This is a genomic window from Rothia nasimurium, from assembly GCF_049068285.1.
Lineage (GTDB): Bacteria > Actinomycetota > Actinomycetes > Actinomycetales > Micrococcaceae > Rothia > Rothia nasimurium_I.
On the sequence record NZ_JBLKPV010000004.1, the window covers coordinates 26,877 to 45,426 of the forward strand.

The 18,550-nt window shown below is 59.7% G+C and carries 18 protein-coding genes; 1 reads left to right on the forward strand and 17 read right to left on the reverse strand.

What is annotated here, in order from left to right; genetic code table 11:
- Positions 1–35: 35 nt before the first annotated feature.
- Both disA and ACMXX3_RS04750 read right to left on the reverse strand, forming a co-directional pair.
- Positions 36–1,112, reverse strand: a complete 1,077-nt coding sequence (gene disA / locus ACMXX3_RS04745; protein ID WP_421083611.1) for a DNA integrity scanning diadenylate cyclase DisA — start codon at positions 1,110–1,112, stop codon at positions 36–38.
- An 87-nt stretch (positions 1,113–1,199) separates the two neighbouring features.
- The gene (locus ACMXX3_RS04750) at positions 1,200–1,997 is read right to left on the reverse strand and encodes a hypothetical protein (RefSeq protein ID WP_421083612.1); all 798 of its coding nucleotides are present in this window, start codon (positions 1,995–1,997) and stop codon (positions 1,200–1,202) included.
- A gap of 88 nt (positions 1,998–2,085) precedes the next feature.
- Between ACMXX3_RS04750 and ACMXX3_RS04755 the strand changes: the two genes are divergently transcribed.
- Positions 2,086–3,051: an A/G-specific adenine glycosylase gene (locus tag ACMXX3_RS04755; protein ID WP_421083613.1), complete on the forward strand. Its 966-nt coding sequence runs from the start codon at positions 2,086–2,088 to the stop codon at positions 3,049–3,051.
- Here ACMXX3_RS04755 and ACMXX3_RS04760 read toward each other — a convergent pair.
- The 15 genes from ACMXX3_RS04760 to folP all read right to left on the reverse strand — a co-directional run bounded on the left by ACMXX3_RS04760 (position 3,048) and on the right by folP (position 18,432).
- Entirely contained in the window at positions 3,048–3,554 is a 507-nt protein-coding gene (locus ACMXX3_RS04760) for an amino-acid N-acetyltransferase (RefSeq protein ID WP_237187753.1), read from the reverse strand. The two genes, ACMXX3_RS04755 and ACMXX3_RS04760, sit on opposite strands and share 4 nt — an antisense overlap.
- A gap of 447 nt (positions 3,555–4,001) precedes the next feature.
- Positions 4,002–6,560, reverse strand: a complete 2,559-nt coding sequence (locus ACMXX3_RS04765) for an ATP-dependent Clp protease ATP-binding subunit (protein ID WP_421083614.1) — start codon at positions 6,558–6,560, stop codon at positions 4,002–4,004.
- Between the two features lie 365 nt (positions 6,561–6,925).
- The gene (locus ACMXX3_RS04770) at positions 6,926–7,279 is read right to left on the reverse strand and encodes a histone-like nucleoid-structuring protein Lsr2 (protein WP_421083615.1); all 354 of its coding nucleotides are present in this window, start codon (positions 7,277–7,279) and stop codon (positions 6,926–6,928) included.
- A gap of 202 nt (positions 7,280–7,481) precedes the next feature.
- Positions 7,482–7,679 carry a hypothetical protein gene (locus ACMXX3_RS04775; RefSeq protein WP_421083616.1) on the reverse strand — a complete coding sequence of 66 codons (198 nt, stop codon included), beginning with the start codon at positions 7,677–7,679 and terminating at the stop codon, positions 7,482–7,484.
- 177 nt (positions 7,680–7,856) lie between these two features.
- Positions 7,857–9,314: a lysine--tRNA ligase gene (gene lysS, locus ACMXX3_RS04780; protein WP_421083764.1), complete on the reverse strand. Its 1,458-nt coding sequence runs from the start codon at positions 9,312–9,314 to the stop codon at positions 7,857–7,859.
- 81 nt (positions 9,315–9,395) lie between these two features.
- Positions 9,396–10,316, reverse strand: coding sequence for a pantoate--beta-alanine ligase (gene panC, locus ACMXX3_RS04785; RefSeq protein WP_421083617.1), 921 nt, complete (start codon positions 10,314–10,316; stop codon positions 9,396–9,398).
- A 39-nt stretch (positions 10,317–10,355) separates the two neighbouring features.
- A complete protein-coding gene (locus tag ACMXX3_RS04790; protein ID WP_421083618.1) occupies positions 10,356–11,258 on the reverse strand; it encodes a Rossmann-like and DUF2520 domain-containing protein in 903 nt (300 codons plus the stop codon).
- A 51-nt stretch (positions 11,259–11,309) separates the two neighbouring features.
- Positions 11,310–12,686, reverse strand: coding sequence for a hypothetical protein (locus ACMXX3_RS04795; RefSeq protein WP_421083619.1), 1,377 nt, complete (start codon positions 12,684–12,686; stop codon positions 11,310–11,312).
- Positions 12,680–13,384, reverse strand: coding sequence for an ABC transporter ATP-binding protein (locus tag ACMXX3_RS04800; RefSeq protein ID WP_421083620.1), 705 nt, complete (start codon positions 13,382–13,384; stop codon positions 12,680–12,682). Before ACMXX3_RS04800 ends, ACMXX3_RS04795 begins: the two co-directional genes overlap by 7 nt.
- Entirely contained in the window at positions 13,384–15,036 is a 1,653-nt protein-coding gene (locus ACMXX3_RS04805; RefSeq protein WP_421083621.1) for a PH domain-containing protein, read from the reverse strand. Before ACMXX3_RS04805 ends, ACMXX3_RS04800 begins: the two co-directional genes overlap by 1 nt.
- Entirely contained in the window at positions 15,036–15,710 is a 675-nt protein-coding gene (locus tag ACMXX3_RS04810; protein ID WP_421083622.1) for a PH domain-containing protein, read from the reverse strand. The genes ACMXX3_RS04805 and ACMXX3_RS04810 overlap by 1 nt, the downstream gene beginning before the upstream one ends.
- Positions 15,711–15,818: 108 nt before the next feature.
- Complete coding sequence (locus tag ACMXX3_RS04815) at positions 15,819–16,340, reverse strand: DUF3180 domain-containing protein (RefSeq protein ID WP_421083623.1); 522 nt, start codon at positions 16,338–16,340, stop codon at positions 15,819–15,821.
- The gene (folK, locus tag ACMXX3_RS04820) at positions 16,337–16,843 is read right to left on the reverse strand and encodes a 2-amino-4-hydroxy-6-hydroxymethyldihydropteridine diphosphokinase (protein WP_421083624.1); all 507 of its coding nucleotides are present in this window, start codon (positions 16,841–16,843) and stop codon (positions 16,337–16,339) included. Before folK ends, ACMXX3_RS04815 begins: the two co-directional genes overlap by 4 nt.
- Positions 16,833–17,246 (reverse strand): dihydroneopterin aldolase, encoded by a 414-nt coding sequence (gene folB / locus ACMXX3_RS04825; protein WP_421083625.1) that lies wholly within the window; start codon positions 17,244–17,246, stop codon positions 16,833–16,835. Before folB ends, folK begins: the two co-directional genes overlap by 11 nt.
- A 283-nt stretch (positions 17,247–17,529) precedes the next feature.
- Positions 17,530–18,432: a dihydropteroate synthase gene (gene folP, locus ACMXX3_RS04830; protein WP_421083626.1), complete on the reverse strand. Its 903-nt coding sequence runs from the start codon at positions 18,430–18,432 to the stop codon at positions 17,530–17,532.
- Between the last annotated feature and the right edge of the window lie 118 nt (positions 18,433–18,550).

The window sequence follows — 18,550 nt, forward strand, 5'->3', positions numbered from 1 at the left end:
AGCTTAGGGCCCCTGGCTGACACTTTAAGGGCTGATTACATAAATCTCTCTAGCAGGGAACTCTCAGCCATGCGGGACAGGGATTCACGGATAACACGGGCTCGCTGCTCACCGATACCGTCAACGGCACGGAGATCATCCAGGCTGGCTGCCATAAGGGACTGCAGGCCGTCAAAGCTATCGACAAGACGGTCGGCAACGGCCCCCGGCATCGATTTAATCCCTGCCAAGAGGCGGTGGCCGTGGGGGTGGAGGGGGGCTTCAAGGTCTTCGCCGAGGCCGCTGGTCCGGGCGATCGTGGTGAGGTCGACGATATCTTTATCGTCGAGGGCTTCGAGCGCGGTGACGTAGCTTTGGAGCTGGTCAGGGGTCGTATCGCGGGGCAGGTAGTCGCGCAGGACGACCCAGCTGTGGGGGAGGTTGTGGGTCGTAAGCTCCTCAAGCTGGAGGGCCACCAGGCGTCCCACATCCCCCAGTTCCACGACGTAGTGGCCAGCTTCAACCGTGATACGGCGGACCATTTCCATGCGCTGGAGGGTGGCGGCAACGTCGCGGAGGGTAGCGCTAGCTTCGATTTCGAGGGAGGAGAGCTGTTGGAGGACCTGTTCGAGCCGTTCAGTGTAGCTATCGAGGGTGCGGATGGCCTGGTTAGCCCGTCCCATAAGAGATTGGGTGTCCTCAACGGTGTGCCGGATACCTTCGGTGTACACAGAGATGAGGGACATGGAGGCGCTGACCGCAATCACCGGGAAGCCGGTTTGTTTGGCAACTCGTTCAGCTGTGCGGTGGCGGGTACCGGATTCATTGGTTTCGATGCTGGGGTCGGGCAGGAGCTGGACGCCAGCGGCAAGGAGGGTGGAGGCGTCCTTATCGCAAACGATGGCGCCGTCCATTTTGGCAAGTTCGCGGACGCGGGTAGCTGAGAACTCAGTATTGATGGCGAATCCGCCGGAGGACATCTGGGTGACGGCCCTATCGCTCCCGAGGACGATGAGGGCGCCGGTTCGGCCGCGGAGGATTCGTTCGAGGCCTTCGCGGAGCTCAGTTCCAGGAGCGATTTGGGCGAGGGTTTTCAGCAGGGATTCACTATAGACCTTGTGCACCCCACTCATTTTAGTGCAGAAAGCCCCGGTGTCGGTGAACCGGGTTTGTTCACTGACGCCGGGGCTTGGGGGCCGTGTGGGGCCTGGAAGCGGTGGTTAGCCGTTCACGATGAGGCGGACAGGCTGGGAGGAGACGCCGTTGACGGTGGCGGTGGCCCAGAAGTGGCCAGCGGGAATGGTCTTGGTGGTGCCGCAGCCGAGGACGTTCATGGTGCGGTCCCAGGTAACGGAGGTGGTGTTGGCGACGCCTGCTGCAAGTTCTGCGTCTTCACCGGCTACTGCGTGGCACTGGGCGTAGTTGTAGACCTGGGCGGGGCCGGAGGTGATGTTGATGTCAATGTTGTTGAGGCCACCGGTGACGGTGCAGGGGTTGCTGCCTGAGTTGGTGACGGTAACAGCCAGGGCGGGCAGCTGACCTGCTGCGTAGGAGGCTGCGTCTGCGGTCAGGTTTACCTTGATGTCAGCGGCTGAGCAGGCAGTGACGGTTGCTGCAGTTTCGCTGGGGGTGGGGGTTGCCTCGGGGGTTTCGGTAGGCTCAGCGGTCTCGCTGGGGGTGGGGCTAGCCTCAGGGGTTTCGGTAGCGTCAGCTGAGGCGGTTTCGCTGGCTTCAGCGGTTTCGGTGGCGTCAGCTGATGCACTGGGGTCAGCGCTTTCTGAAGGTTCTGCTGATTCTGTGGCCCGTTCGCTGAAGTCGCTAAAGGGTTCAGCACTGGTCGTAGTGCTGGTGGCGGTGCTGGCTACCTGGTTGGAATCGTTACCTCCGCCGACAATCATGCGGATCAGACCGATGATAATCAGCAGGACGATGACCAAGGCGAGCAGGGCGACGATGCGGCGGCGGCGGTAGACCTCGGGGGGTACCTGGCCTTCGTAGGAATCAACAGTTTCAGACATACTTCTAGAGTACAGTTTTCTGCCGTCTTTGCAGAATTCTAAGTTCACTGTGTGGCGGGTTTCGCAGGGCATGTTTTAGAGTGGTCGAATGACCTCTGCACTGCCTCTTTCCCAGCTTCGTCCGTCTCAGCTTGATGCCCTCCATGAGGCGGTGAACGGTTGGTACCTTGAGCACCGCCGGGATCTGCCCTGGCGGACGGGGACCAACTCCCCCTGGGAGGTTATGGTGAGTGAGTTTATGCTGCAGCAGACCCCGGTGAAGCGGGTCTTGCCGGTCTGGGAGGCTTGGCTTGATCGCTGGCCGTCACCTGCTGATTTGGCTGCTGAAGATTCAGCTGAGGCGGTGCGGGCCTGGGGACGTTTGGGCTACCCCCGTCGGGCTTTGAGGCTTCATGCGGCGGCGGTGGCCATCACCGAGCAGCACGGGGGTGAGGTGCCCTCAACCTATGATGAGCTTCTGGCCCTGCCCGGGGTGGGGTCCTATACGGCAGCGGCGATAACTGTTTTTGCTTTTGGCAATCGGGCTACGGTCATTGATACCAATATCCGCCGGGTTCATGCCCGCCTGGTATCGGGCAGGGGTTTACCCTCCCCGTCTTTGACGGCCGCTGAGACCCGCCTAGCTGATGAGCTGATGCCTGCTGACCTGGCGACCTCCTGCCTGTGGAATGTGTCGGTGATGGAACTGGGTGCCCTGGTCTGCACGGCCAAGTCCCCGGCCTGTGAGGTCTGCCCAGTCTCTTCTGCCTGCGCCTGGATTGCAACCGGACGGCCTGAGCCCGACTATACGCCCCGGGGCCAGGCATGGGCGGGGACAGACCGCCAGCTGCGGGGAGCCATGATGGGGGTGTTGCGGGCAGCTTCAGCCCCCCTGCCCCGGAGCGTCCTGGTGGGTTCCGGCCCGGTGGACTTTATCCTTCCTGCCGAGTTAGCGCCGTCCTTAGAAAAACTGCGGGGTCTCACACCCCAGGAAGGGCAGGCTGAACGATGCTACGCAGGGTTGTTGGCCGACGGCCTCGCCCGCGAAACCGCCGACGGCCTGGTGAGCCTCTAAAGCTCAAGAATCATGCGAGTGTTGCCCAGGGTATTTGGTTTGACCCGGGCCAAATCCAGGAACTCGGCGACGCCTTCGTCATGGGACCTCAGTAGCTCCATGTAGGTTTCGGGGTCGAGCTGCTCCTGGTTCTCCATGACACGAAAACCCTGACGGGTGAAGAAATCCACTTCAAAGGTCAGGCAGAAGATGCTGTCGACCTCAAGGCGCCGGGCCTTCGCAATCAGCCCCTGCACCAGGGCATAGCCCACCCCCCTGCCCCTGGCCTCAGGTGCTGCCGCCAGGGTACGGATTTCAGCGATGGTTTCCCACATAACATGCAGGGCCCCGCACCCCAGTAGGCCCCCGGAGGCGTCCTCAGCCACTAAAAACTCCTGTATGGACTCGTAGTAGGCAACGCTTTCCTTATCCAGCAGGATGCCTTCTAGGGCGAGCGGACGCACCAGCTCCTGGATGGCGGGTACGTCGTGGACGGTTGCGGGGCGCACGGTCAGTTCGGTCATTCCTTTAGGTTACTGCCCTACCGCCCCGGAACCCCTCAACCCGGCCTATCTGCCGGTGCGAGAGCCACCACCTCCCCTGGCAGGCCAGCATATACCGGCACAAAAAAGTCAGCCCCCGCTTCACGGCGGGGGCTGACTTTTCATCATTACACACACATACACACAAGAGTCTTCTTGTCCTGAACAACCCAACACACAAAGGTTGTGTACTTCAGGGGCTCTCTCGAACCGTATGCCTCTAGTATGGCCCACTAGCCTTGTACTCCGGCCTTAAGGGGCTGAATACAAGCTGGGAGTATGGTCAAGTTTTGGTTACTCTAGCTCTGTTTCATCTCTAGACGGTCACGAATCTGCCGCCTGCCCCTGGGCGCGGTAGCACAAAGCCGGGGCGGGGCGTCCTTGTCTTTCAGGACGGCCCCGCCCCGGCTTCTGCGCGATCAGCTAGGTTTACTCGCCAGGTTCTTCAGTTTCTGGTGCTTCTTCAACAACAGGCTCGCTGAAGGCCTTATCGAAAGCCTCGGAGTCCAGCTCCCCCATGGGGGCAGAACTGAAGGTGAACTTGGCAAGATCGCCTTCGCCCTCGGCGTCCACGGTGATCTTCTCACCGGGCTTGATCTCACCGAAGAGGATCTTCTCAGACAGCGGATCCTCCAGGTTGCGCTGCATTTCGCGGCGCAGCGGACGGGCACCCATGGAGGGGTCATAGCCCTTGGTTGCCATGAGGATCTTAGCCTTGTCGGTCAGCTCGATAGACATATCCTGCTCAGCCAGGCGCTTGGCCAGACGGGCCACGAAGAGATCAACGATCTGCAGGATCTCAGATTCGGAGAGCTGGGGGAAGACGATAATGTCGTCCACGCGGTTGAGGAACTCGGGGCGGAAGTGCTCCTTGAGGGACTCCATGACCCGGCCCTGCATACGCTCGTAGGAGCCCTGGTCGTCGCCCACCTGCTGGAAGCCTACGGGTACCCGGCGGGCCATCTCGCGGGAGCCCAGGTTGGTGGTCATGATGATGACGGTGTTCTTGAAGTCCACAACCCGGCCCTGGGAGTCGGTCAGACGGCCGTCTTCCAGAATCTGCAGCAGGGAGTTGAAGAGATCAGCGTGGGCCTTTTCAACCTCGTCAAAGAGCACAACGGAGAAGGGCTTGCGGCGGACCTTCTCGGTCAGCTGGCCACCCTCCTCGTAGCCAACGTAGCCGGGAGGGGCACCGAAGAGACGGGAGACGGTGTGCTTCTCCTGGTACTCCGACATGTCCAGGGTGATGAGGGCGTCCTCATCCCCGAAGAGGAACTCAGCCAGGGCCTTAGCCAGCTCGGTCTTACCGACGCCGGTGGGGCCAGCGAAGATGAAGGAGCCACCGGGGCGCTTGGGGTCCTTGAGGCCAGCACGGGTACGACGAATTGAACGGGAGAGGGCCTTGATGGCGTTCTCCTGGCCGATGACGCGCTTGTGCAGCTCTTCTTCCATCTTGAGCAGACGGCCAGATTCTTCCTCGGTGATCTTGTAGACCGGAACGCCGGTGGAGGCAGCCAGAACGTCAGCAATAATTTCGGGGGTGACCTCGCCAAAGGCGTCCCCGGCATTGCGCCATTCCTTCTCAGCTTCTTCCTTCTCGGCGGTCAGCTTCTGCTCCTTATCGCGCAGGTCAGCTGCCTTCTCGAATTCGTTAGCCGCAATGGCTTCTTCCTTCTCGCCCTTGAGCTTGGCAATGCGCTCTTCAAGGAGCTTGATTTCCGGCGGAGCGGTCATGCGCTTGATACGCAGGCGGGCACCGGCTTCGTCAATGAGGTCAACGGCCTTATCGGGCAGGAAACGGTCAGAGATGTACCGGTGGGCCAGGTTGACGGCGGTTTCCAGAGCTTCATCTGAGATAGTCACCCGGTGGTGGGCCTCGTACTTATCGCGCAGGCCCTTGAGGATCTCGACGGCCAGCTCGGGGCTGGGCTCATCCACCTGGATGGGCTGGAAGCGGCGTTCCAGGGCAGGGTCCTTCTCGATGTGCTTGCGGTATTCATCAAGGGTGGTTGCACCGATGGTCTGTAGCTCACCGCGGGCCAGCATGGGCTTGAGAATAGAGGCAGCGTCAATAGCACCCTCGGCGGCACCTGCACCCACCAGGGTGTGGATCTCGTCGATGAAGAGGATGATGTCACCACGGTTGCGGATTTCCTTCAGAACCTTCTTCATGCGCTCTTCGAAGTCACCGCGGTAGCGGGAGCCAGCCACCATGGAACCCAGGTCCAGGGTGTAGAGGTGCTTGTCCTTGAGGGTCTCAGGGACGTCCCCGTGGACGATAGCCTGGGCCAGGCCCTCAGCCACAGCGGTCTTACCGACGCCGGGTTCACCAATGAGGACGGGGTTGTTTTTAGTACGGCGGGACAGAACCTGCATGACGCGTTCCATCTCCTTGTAACGACCGATTACCGGGTCGAGCTTGCCCTCCCGGGCAGCAGCGGTCAGGTTACGGCCAAACTGGTCAAGAATGGCAGAGCCAGCCGGGGTACCCTCGCGGGAGTTGCCCGCACCGACACCAGCGGTTTCCTTGCCTTCCCCGTTGTTGTTGCCGGGGTAGCCAGAAATCAGATCCATGACGGTCTGGCGGACCTTGGCGGGCTCAGCACCCAGCTTGGTCAGAATCTGGTTGCCTACACCCTCATTTGCGCGGACCATACCCAAGAGGATGTGCTCGGTGCCAATGTAGCCGTGGTTCAGCTGAATGGCCTCGCGCATGGACAGCTCAAGGACCTTCTTAGCGCGGGGGGTAAAAGGGATATGGCCGCTTGAGGCCTGGGGACCAGAACCGATGATGTCCTGCACCTGGTCGCGCACAGCGGTGAGGTTAATACCGAGCGATTCCAGCGCACGGGCGGCAATGCCTTCACCCTCATGAATCAGACCGAGCAGAATGTGTTCGGTGCCGATGTAGTTGTGGTTCAGCATGCGTGCTTCTTCTTGGGCAAGCACAATGACGCGGCGGGCGCGGTCGGTAAACCGTTCAAACATTGAACACTCCTTGGGAACTTACTATTACCCAAAAGATTACGCGCGTTTTTCAGCCTGCGGGGCCCTGTTCGCCACGGAATGAATGGCGTTCGCCCTCAAGGAAAGGGTTAGCTTCCCCTGCCCCCAACGTGGCCTATCCGCTCCAGCGCCTTTATCGGGAATACGTCCCGCATCAACCACCGAAAAATAAGACAATCCACCCGCAGCTTTTTACCCCCACTCTGCCGCCCCTAAAACCTGCATTTCATAAGCCCCCAACGACCTCCGCATAACCGACGGGGAAGGTTCTGAAACAAAAGAAAGGTGGCAGGACTCCAAAAGAATCCTGCCACCTTTTCGCTATTAGCTGGAGCTAAAGAAAAACCTTACTTTCCTTCGCCCTTAGCCTTGTAGTAAGCGTCCTGAACGTTCTGGTGAATACGGCCACGGCTTGAAACTTCGTAACCGTTCTCCTGGGCCCACTTACGGATTTCAGCAATCTCAGGATTGCGCTTAGGGGTGGTGGTGCGGGAGCCGGCAGGACGGCCAGCAGAGCGCTGGGCACCCTGAACGCGGCGGGCCTTAGCAGCGAAAGGACGCAGGGCGTCACGCAGACGGGCAGCGTTAGCGCTGGACAGGTCAATCTCGTACTGACCGCCGTCAAGACCGAAACGTACGGTTTCTTCTGCGGGGCCGCCGTCGAGGTCGTCTTCAAGAATAATCTTGACCTTCTGAGCCATTATTCATCTCCAATACATCGTTATGAAACACAAGGGAATGTTCCAAACTTACAGCTTTTGGGCGCAACAAAAGTTAAGGAATAACCTTGCACCCTAGGGGAAAGCTACAAGCTTGAGCCATTACGGCCAAAACATTATCTATATAATATTTTGATTAAGCCGCATAATGCAAATTGAATTCCACTAAAGAGTAAGAAAAGTTTTATTTAGTATCGTCGGTTCCAAACGGATTCCGGCTACCGCTTGAATTCTTTACCTCGCGGTACCAAGCCTCAGCATCCTTTTCAATATCTTGCCGGGCAGCCCGCTCGGTACGGTCAGCCCGGTTCATCCACCGCAAAATAAAATACAGAACAAGACCGGCACCGATTGAGGGAACCAAGCCAATCAAAAACTCCACGGAAATACACTGCCTTTCATGAGATGTTTCTGCTCTTCAATCTACCCTAGCCACCTGAGAAGCTGCCGGAGGAAGCCCACTGGCCACGTCGCCGTCCTACCGCCCCAAAGGGAAGGGGCGCCATAACCACAACGGCTATGACGCCCCCTTACCTCCAGAGCTAAAGAAATGTGAAGACTACTCGGCTTCAGGCTTCATCAGCGGGAAGAGAATAGTTTCACGGATACCCACACCGGTGAAGAGCATAATCAGACGATCAATACCCAGGCCGATACCGCCCATGGGGGGAGCGCCGTGTTCGAGGGCGCGGAGGAAGTCCTCATCCAGCTGCATAGCCTCGTCGTCACCACCGGCAGCCAGCTTGGACTGCTCGGTTAGGCGCTCCCGCTGGATCACAGGGTCAATGAGTTCGGAGAAGGCCGTGCCTCGCTCCATACCACCAATAATCAGGTCCCAGGCCTCAATCAGACCGGGCTCAGAGCGGTGCTGGCGGGCAAGAGGCTGGGCAGAGGGCGGATAATCGTAGACGAAGGTGGGGTTGAGCAGGGTGGGTTCAACGATCTCGCCAAAGAGCTCAACGACCAGCTTCTCAGCGTCCCACTTGGGATCAACGGGAACCTCGTGCTTCTCGGCAATAGCACGCAGTTCTTCTGCGGTGGTTGCGGGGGTAATCTCAACGCCCACAGCTTCAGACAGACCGGGGTAGACACCCAGCCACTTCCACTCGCCGGTCAGGTCAATAGTGCCAGCTTCAGTCTCAATCTGGTGGATACCCACAGCGTCAGCGCAGGACATGATAATTTCCTGCATGCGCTTGGCCATGACGAACTGATCAGCGTAGGCCTCGTAGCATTCCAGGGTAGTGAACTCGGGGCTGTGGGTAGAATCCACGCCCTCGTTTCGGAAGACGCGGCCGATTTCGTAGACGCGCTCCAGGCCGCCGACTGCCGCCCGCTTGAGGAAAAGCTCCGTTGCGATACGCAGGGTCATGGGCTGGTCAAAAGCGTTGAGGTGGGTGTTGAAGGGACGGGCAGAGGCACCACCGTGAATCAGCTGCAAGACCGGGGTTTCCAGTTCAATGTAGCCGTGGCGGTTCAGTACATCGCGCACAGTCTGGGTGATCTTGGCCCGCTTAATAACCAGGTCACGGGCTTCATCGCGCACCATCAGGTCCAGGTAACGCTGACGGACGCGGGTCTCTTCATTCAGGTCAGAGTGGAGGTTGGGCATAGGACGCAGGGCCTTAGAAGCCATCTGCCATTCCTCAGCCATAATGGACAGCTCACCGCGGCGGGAAGAGATAACCTCACCCTTAACAAAGACGTAATCGCCCAGGTCAACCAGGGCCTTCCAGTCAGCCAGGGCCTCCTCACCGACGCTGGCCAGGGAAATCATGGCCTGGATCCGGGTGCCGTTGCCCTGCTGCAGGGAGGCGAAGCAGAGCTTACCGGTGTTACGGACGAAAACCACGCGTCCGGCGACGCCCACAATATCGCCGGTGGTCTGGTCTGCCTCGAGCTTGCCGTCGTACTTTTCACGGATCTCAGTGATGGTGTGGGTGACGGGGACGCCCACGGGGTAGGCTTCGCGGCCCGACTCAAGGAGTTTGGCTCGCTTGTCCAGGCGGATCTGCATCTGCTCTGACACGTTGAGGGTTTCGGGGGTCTTGCCCTGTTCAGTCAATGGTTTACCTGTTCCTAGGTGGTGTATGAAGTCTTAGTTGATGTCCATATTATCGATGAGGCGGGTGTTGCCCACGTAGGCAGCGACGAGCGCTATAACACGCGCACTCTCATCGGTGGGGGTAGCGAAGGTGTCGGTATCGACCACTTCGAGATAGTCCAGCTTAACCCCGTCGGTACCGTCAATGGCCTCGCGGGCCGCCTGCACGTCGTCCGCGCTGAAGCTACCGGTGATGTACTTTTCGCGCAGGGTAGCCAGGGTGCGGGAAAGCACCAGGGCGGCTTCGCGTTCGTCAGCGCTGAGGTACTGGTTGCGGGAAGAGAGGGCAAGGCCGTCGTCCGCGCGTACAACCGGCACGGGCTTAATGACGAGGTCGTGGTTGAAGTCCTTGACCATGCGCTGGATCAGGGCCAGCTGCTGGGCGTCCTTCTGGCCAAAGTAGGCGTTGAGGGTTGCCCCGCCAATCAGGGGTTTCAGAATGTTGAAAAACTTATTGACCACGGTCAGCACACCGTCAAAGTGGCCGGGGCGGGTTTTGCCCTCAAAGAGGGTGCCTAGCTCACCGGAAACAGCGGTAATTTTGGGGGTGCCACCGGGGTACATTTCTTCAACGGAGGGGGCGAAGATGACATCTACACCTGCCTCGCTTGCAAGCGCGGCATCGGCCTCCAGGGTGCGGGGGTAGCGGTCGTAGTCTTCGTTGGGCCCGAATTGCAAGGGGTTGACGAAGATGGAGAGGACGACGACGTCGTTCTGTTCGCGGGCTCGGCGGATCAGGGTTGCATGACCTTCGTGGAGGGCACCCATGGTGGGGACGAAGCCGACGCTGATGGTTTTGGGGCCGTCTGAGGTTTTGCTGCTGGCTTCGAGGCGACGCTTGGCGGTGGTGGTTGCCAGCAGGAGTTCATTGCCGAGATCGGTGATGGTGTATGCGATGGGGGTTTGACTCGTCACGATGGTGAGAGGTCCTTTCGTCTTTTGCGCTTTACCATTTTACCCGTCAAGTGCTTTAAGCACAGCATGGTAGTTCTCTTGGGTGAGGGCTCCGCGTTTGTAGGCGCGTTCGGCAGTGGCGCGGGCCAGGGCCAGGTAGGCGGCGGGGACGTCGGCGGCGTTTTCTTCGAGCGCGTAACTGGCGAGGGTGTGGGCGTGGGCCGCGACAGTGTGGGCGTCCCCGCGGGCGACGGGGCCGGTAAGGGCGCTATCACCGTTGGCCAGGGCGTTATCCAGGGAGGCTCTGAGGAGGGGTTCGATGTAGCGGGCTGGGTTTTCGATGCCAATGGAGGCCAGGATTTGGAGGGCCTGGCCAGTGATGGTGACCAGGTGGTTGGAGCCGTGGGCCAGGGCGGCATGGTAGAGGGGGCGGTCGCCTTCAGCAATGAGGACGGGCTCTCCCCCCATTTCGACAACCAGGGCCTGGGCGATGGGGGTGAAGGGGGCTGGGCCGGTGACGCCGAAGCTGGTGTTGGCTAGGCGGGGCAGGTCGAGGGAGAGGCCGGTGAAGGTCATGGCCGGGTGGATGGCAAGGCCAATGGCCCCCTGGGCGGTGGCGGGGGCAAGAATGCCGATTCCGTGGCGGCCGGAGGTGTGAATGAGAATCTGGCCGGGCCGCCAACCGTCGGTGTCGGCGATACCTCTGACCAGGTTGGGCAGGACGTCGTCGGGGACGGCCAGCAGCACCACTTCACTGGTGGTAATGATCTCTGGGATGCTGGAGACGGGGACGCCGGGGAGCAGGGCCTCAGCCCGGGTACGGGAGGCTTCTGAGACGGCATGGACGCCGGTGATGAGGTGCCCGGCGGCACGGAGGGCTGCGCCGAGCACGGCCCCCACCTTGCCTGCGGAGATTACGCCGATACCCAGGCGGGCGGGCTTAAGGTGGTTGGTGCTCTGCATGGGGCCCTTTCTGTCTGCGTCCTGCCTGCTTAGTTTACCGGGGGCCGTCTCTTACCGGGTACGGCCTTTACTGTAGTGCTGCCCAAGACGCCACAGGCAGAAGGCTAGGGGAATAAGTAGCCCTTGAATAGTGCCACTAAAAACAGCCAGCGCAACTACCCCAATCTGAAAAGCAACGGTACTAGCAGCTACCAGAGGCTGAACCGGAACTACTAATCCCGACGGTAGGGCAACGACAAGGCTATAGTCGTATTCCTGTAGAGGGTCAGTCTCTCCTAGTGCCACGGCAATACCGAAAAAGAGAGCAGCGCCCGTAATAATGCCCGGAAGCTGAAAGATGATGGTCATTGCCACGGCATAGATGACCGTAGCAACACCAGCGCCCACGATAAACCCCAACAAGGTTGAAAAATAAGGAGCTGTAAGCCACTGCCGAAGAGGCAGCTGTGCTGACCATTCCCGCGGTAGCCAGCGGTAGAAGAAGGCAATCAACCAGACACCTACAATCGTTACGATACCGATGCCAGACGCTCCGAACCCGACCCCCACAAAGATTCCCAGGGGGATACTCAGTAAGGTAGTAAGAACGAGCGGGGCCAGGCTATCAGCTAAAGCAGCCATCGATAGAAGGTAAGAACGGGAGTTCACAAGTTTTCTGCGGAAGGTACCGCTCTGCCCACCATAGTAGCGGTAACCCTGTGCTCCGCTGAGATTACGGACGGCGTATAGAAGCAGCGTACTTCTCCCAAACCCCTGGGTAGCAGCAACCCGTTCCAGAGGACTATTCTGAGCTGAAACAACGAGCACAAAAGCTCCAAGTATTCCGAGGGACAGAACCAGCACTCCAAGACCGTAAATTAAAGCAACGTTTGCACTTACGACTGAGTCGGTGGTCGTAGCGATGAGCAATAGAAAACCCGTAACCGCTGCCAGACCTGCCCAAGCCAAAAGAGACTTCAGCCGTCCCAGTAGCTGCGCCGCAGCCATACCGTGCAGCATAAGTACCCCAAACGCTACAGCGCCCAGCGCCGTTCCCACCAACCAAGTCACCGAGAGCGGCGCAAAAATAGTCGCTAGCATTACGGAGAGCAGGGTCCACGCGCCTAAAGCAACCCATATAGCCCGAAAATGCCAGGGGTTACGGCTGGGATATGAAAGTCCAGAGTAACGCCAAAAGAGTTCAGCCGGCGAGTAAGCCAGCGGTCCCAACTGATGAAAGAGCCAGACTAGCCCAGCTCCTGCAATCAGCAGACTGCCCATAAAGAAACCGGGCGCTTGGATATCTTCTAATGTGAAATATAGGTAGGAGCCTCGAACCTGACGCAGGGAGACGCTGAATGACCCTGCAAGAGCAAGCCAGAAAACCAGGTAGAAAAATACCTTATAGACCGCACCGAGCCGGTACCCCAGCGTCCTGAGCGCTACCATGCGTTCTCGGCCCCTAGACCAAGCCCATCAGTCTCCAATGGAAACACCAAATTTTTAGTTCCTGGCAACGCGTTAAGCGCCGGGTCATGTGTGGCTATACAAACCGCTGCCCCAGCAGAGACTGTAGACTCCGCCCACTGAGCAATCCACTGCACTCCAGCAGTATCAAGACGCTTTTCTGGCTCGTCTAAAAAGTAGTAACGGGCAGGACGGAGCAACAAGGACGCAAGGCGGGAGCGTTGCTCCTGGCCAGAGCTCAAGGTGTGCGGTTCTCTGTCATAAGCCTGGGGTACTCCAAGTTCTTCTAGCGCCTGACGCACGCTCATACGCTGAGAAGAAGCCATTCCCAGCTTTTGAGCGATTTTAGGGCCTTCACCGGCCAGTATTTCAAGATGCTGCCCTACGGTTAGGCCGGGAAGCCAGCCCAGCGCGTCGTTGAGCCCAAAAACCTGTAAACGGAAGGCCTCAGACGCAGAGGTCACCGGTGCCCCATCGATGAGCACCTGCCCTTCGGTTAAATCCTGATGCAGAAGAAGACAGCTCATGAGGGTCGACTTACCGGAACCGTTAGGGCCAGTCAAAGTGTAATACACTCCTGGCTCCAGCGTGACAGAAGCACCAGAGAAAATAACATTCTCGTCAAAGGCTTTGGCCCCCTGATTTAGTTGAAGCGATGGAACCTTTGGAGGTAAGCCCATCAGTCTGTCCAGTCAGCGCCGGGTAGGGGCAGGAGCTCAAAGGGCGGGATGTTGTTGCCCCGGCCAGCGGGGGCACCCAGCTGGTTGCCTGAGCCTACCCCCAGTTGGGCCTGCCGCACCAGCAGGGCGCGGGCAACCTCGGCGTCCGTATTCTGCACCGTAACCCCCAGGGCGCTACCTGCAACCTTAAACTGCACGTTAGCCAAGCCCAGGCGACGCTGCCAGGGCCCCTGGGACAGGGCCAGGGCCTGCACCTTACCGTGGGGCAACAGGGTCAAGGAGTGGATCCACCGGCCAGAACGCACCACCAGCAGGGCCGGGGTCAGGGCAAAGCCGTTCCGCCGATAGGTAAACCAGTCAAACACGCGGGCACTGGCCGGGGAAACAATGAACCCCTGCTCAGATCCAGCCCCACCCAAACCAGCCTGTAGCTGGGGCAGGGACACCCCGCCGTCCTGTTCAGAGGGCAAGACCAGGGGCAGCACCCGCATGACCTCATCAAAAGTGCCCACCGGTAGCAATTCACCGGCAAAGTCCCCCTGTCCCTCGCCCTTACCGAGCAGGGTCACCTTCACCCGGTACCAGCCGGTCAGACGCCACAGGAGGGGCTGGACCACCTCAATCTTTTGGACGCGGCCAGCAGGCAGGGACTGGGTGGTGGTATCGGCAAACCCGAAGCGGGTTTTCAGGCCGTCTGCACTGGTTGAGAGGGAGAAATTGAAGCCGGTGTTAAAGCGCTTCCAGGCACTTGAGGCAATACCCATAATCAATGCCACATTTGAGGCAAAAATCGTAGCCAAAGAGGCTTCTGCCCACAGCAGTAGACCAACAACCAGGGCTACGGCAAGCACACCCACGATCCAACCAAGGGTCAGGAGCATGGACCCCAGCAGGCGCCCTACCGGCACCTGCACGATGAGGCGCTCGTCCGCGTCCTTAATCCCTAAGAAGTTCTCGGTAACGTGGTCGGCTAGGCGGTCAGCTAAATCAGAGGACGGGCTGGGCCCACCGGTTGCCGGGGCCGCAGAGGGCGACGGGGCTGCTACCCCGGCCTTGAGGGCCCGCACCTGGGCCAGGAGTTGTTCCCGCAGGTCACGGGCCTCCCGGTAGCGGAGGAACTCCACTTTCAGGGCAGAGGACGCCCCGTCAGCCACATCGAACTTGACCTCAGCTAACCCCAGCAGACGGGCGACAAAGGGTCGGTTCACGTCAATGGACTGCACCCGGTCCAACCGGGCCTTGCGCTCGGTTTTGAAGAGCATGCCGCTTTTGACGTAGACGTTCTGCCCGTCCACAGCAAAGCGGTAAAAGAACCAGGTAGAGATAAAGGGCAGCAGAAGAAGTACAAAAATCACTGCCAGTACCGCCAGGTACCAGTAGCCGCCAAAGATGCTTGACCAGGTGAAGAAGATAGTGTCGGGTGGGCCAGCTTCCCCCAGTTCTCTGAGGTCGAAGTTTCTCGCCCCGGCGATAAACTCTTCAAGGCCGTTGGTGACGATGGTGTACCCCAGCACCGCAACAATCAGCCAGGCTCGCACCAGGGGAGACAGGGGGTGGGCCCGGCGCCATTCCAGGACAGCGGGCCCGGCGGGTTCGGGGGCGGAGCTAGTGAGGCTCGTGTGCTCTTGGGGTAGAGGGGTTGGGTTCTGCATTAGAGGCCCGCCATCTTTGCATCGGACAGGTCGGTGAGGGTTTCCCGCAGGGCAGCAGCCTCTTCCTTGGGCAGGCCGGGGATGGTGACGCTGGAGGCGGCAGTTTTCACCTCAAGTTCTGCCAGGTTCAGGGCGTTGGCAATCGGCCCGGAGGACACATCAACATACTGGATGCGGCCGTAGGGGACAGCCGTAACCGTGCGGAACATGAGGCCCTTACGCACCAGCAGGTGGTCAGCTCGTTCGCTATAGCCCAGGGCTCGCACCTGACGAGAGGTCAGGGCCGTGAGCCAGATACTCCAGATGAGGGCCAGGGCAGGCAGGAGGTAGATGAGCCAGGCCGGCCAATCCCACCAGCCCAAAACGGCAGTAAATATCAGGGGCAGGGAGGTTATCCCTACCAGCAGGACCGACCAAATCAGGCGGCTAATCAGCTTCACTTTCAGGTAGGCGGGGGCAACCCGCTTCCAGGTGACCTCTGCTAGATCAACGGTATTTTTGGGGCGGCCGTCCATATCAAGCGGGGGCAGGATCGGGGTGAAGACGGGGGTTGTCGGGGGCACCTTTGCCCCCTCGTCCTGGGCCTGGGCTGGGGCAGGCTGGGGCGTCATGCTCTCGTCAGGACGGGCGGGTGAGTTGGTCAGCAGGTTCTCTGTAGGGCTCGGGTCGGTCACGGTAACTCCTTGCTGGCTAGCTCATATAGGGAAAAATCTACTTCCATTGTGACATAGAAAACTCCGGCCTGCTGGGCAAGGCCGGAGTTTTACAACCATATACATGCCTTATGAAGCATCTGTTTTTCGGGCGAGGGGCCCGGCCTGAGGGGCGACCTGCCCCACTCCCCCGGAGCCCTCATCGTCCCCGGGAGGAATCTTGCACCAGTTCTCAGCAATGATTCCGGCCACCAGCATGATAAGACCGCCGACCAGGGCCAGGAGGCTCTCCACCAGAGGGGCAGTTGCCGAACGGGAGGCTAGAAGCCCCACCTGGTAGACCACCAGGGCCAGCTGCCAGCCAGCAATCAGGGCCCCGGTCAAAGCTAGAGCCTGGGCAAAAACAGCCACCCGGGCAGCCAGCAGGGGGTTCATAGAGCCCGCTTTAGCCCGGGTGTCTACCCGACTGAAGCGGGACACCTGCCGGGCAAAATAAAGGGCCAGGACGGCCAAAATCAAGGCGGCCAGCAGGATCAGAGCCGGCAGGGACAACTCAGGCCCACCGGCCTGCACACTCAAGAGGTTCAGCAGGGCCCCGGAGGCAACGCCTACGCCAAAGACAAGGGCAAGGGCCCGGTTTCGAAGACTCATGCGCACACCACCGGAGCGGGGTGGAACTCCCGGATACCACCGGCATCTGCCGCCTTGTTGGCAAGCTGGCGGACGGAGTTACCCAAGAGATGGGCAGAAGGATCCATCCTGGCCCAGGGCTCTAGGACGAAGGCCCGCTCAGCTGCCCGGGGGTGGGGCAGGGTGAGATCAGGGTCGTCCATCTGCAGGCTGGCAATGTCGATAATGTCGATATCCAGGGTCCGGGGGCCCCAGCGCACCTCCCGTGTGCGGTGGTGCTTGGTTTCAATGGCCTGGGTGTAGGCCAGCAGGGTAAAGGGGCTCAAGCTGGTTTCAATCTCTACCACCATGTTGGTGTAATCAGGTTGCCCAGTAGGGCCCCCGACCGGGGCGGTAATCGCAATCGGAGAAATCTTGGTGACCACGATCTTCTCGTGGGAGCAAAGATCAGTGATGGCCTTGATGAGGGTATCTTCACTCGCGCCCAGATTGGAGCCAAGACCCAAAATAGCTTTAACCGGCATTCTTCTCCCTAAAGATAGTGACGGAGACATCAGCGAAGGTCACCTCGATGGGGGCCTTGGGCTTGTGGACGGTCAGCTCCACCGCCAGGAGGGGGAAACGGCTCAGGATTGCTGCCGCGATACGCTCGGCCAGGGTTTCAATCAGGTCAAGGGATTCGCCGGTGATGATTTCCCTGATAACTTCAGCAACTTCTGCATAGTTGACGGTGTGGGCGACGTTGTCGGTTTCGGCGGCCCGGGTGAAGTCGGTGAACATAGTGACGTCAACGAAGAAGGGCTGGCCGGTTTGTTTTTCGGATTCGAGGACGCCGTGGTAGCCCACGCTACCGACGCCGGTGAGGGTGATGCGGTCAGCCCGTGCGTAGTCGCCGGGTATGACGGGGGCGGGGGTTGTCGCGGGCATAGTTACCTTTCACCATTGAGAGAGGACCGCAGGGCCTGGTTTGTTGCCATTATCCTCGGGTTTTGGGCATTCCCCACCCTTAGCTGGCTGTGGTCTTAGGCATGTCTAACAGGTTACTTACCGTGTTCTGACGGCAATTTTTCGCCCCCAGGCCCTGCCCCGCCGTCCTTTCAGGAGCTTAAAGTCACAGCAACTTTTTCTTTTATGACGGGTCTGTTTCAGCTCCTGACCGGCCAGTCAGATTATTTTTTCAGGAAGGTACCGAGTGGAGAACACATAAGACTTAAACAATGTGCCCCTGGTCATGCGCCAGCCAGGCCCCCTGCACCGCCAGGGCGTCAGCAGTTGCCCTCACATCGTGGACGCGCACAGCCCACGCCCCGGCCTGGGCCGCCAGCAGTGACAGGGCAGCACTCGCCACGTCCCGCCCCCTCGCCGGACGCTCCTCCACCTGCTCGATCTGAAGACCCGCGGCAGCTGCGTCCTGCTCCCGCAAGAGCTGGGCAATAAACCGCTTCCGCGACCCGGCAACCAGCACCCGGTGGCCGTCCTGGGCTAAGGACCTCACCCCGGCCAAAATCTGCCAGTTCTGCTCCCCCTGCTTGGCAAAGCCCGGGCCGGGGTCCAGAATAATCTGCTCAGGTGCCACTCCCCCGGCCAGCAGTCGCTCGCGCAGGGCAAAAAGCTCCCGAAACACCTCACCAGCAACATCGGCATAAACAGCCTGAGAATCCATCGTGATCGACGTACCCCGCGAATGCATGAGAATGTAGGGAACACCCAGCTCAGCGACGGTTTCAACCATGTCATCCCGCAGACTCATACCGGCTACATCGTTGATGATCTGGGCACCGGCAGCCACAGCCGCACGGGCGGTTTCGGGGTTGAGGGTATCGACCGACATGACGATATTTTCAGCCGCTAGAGCTTCGATTACAGGCAGGACGCGGCGCTGCTCCTCCGCCAGGTCAACGCGGGTAGCCCCGGGGCGGGTTGATTCCCCACCCACATCAATGATGTCTGCCCCCTGGGCCACCAGTTCCCTGGCGTGGGCGACTGCCACCCCAGCGTCCTGATACAAACCCCCATCTGAGAAAGAATCAGGGGTGACGTTGAGAATACCCATGATGAGGGTGCGGTCGGTAGGTAGCTGGGTGAAAGAACCGTGAGCGTGAGGAAGAGTCATGCTCCCAGGCTAACAGCTTCAGGCCCCTACCCCGCCTCTCCCGTCTTAGCCAAGGGGATCGCAAAACCTAAAAAGGACCGCATAAAATGCGGTCCTTTTGTGAAAATCAGGCTCCCCT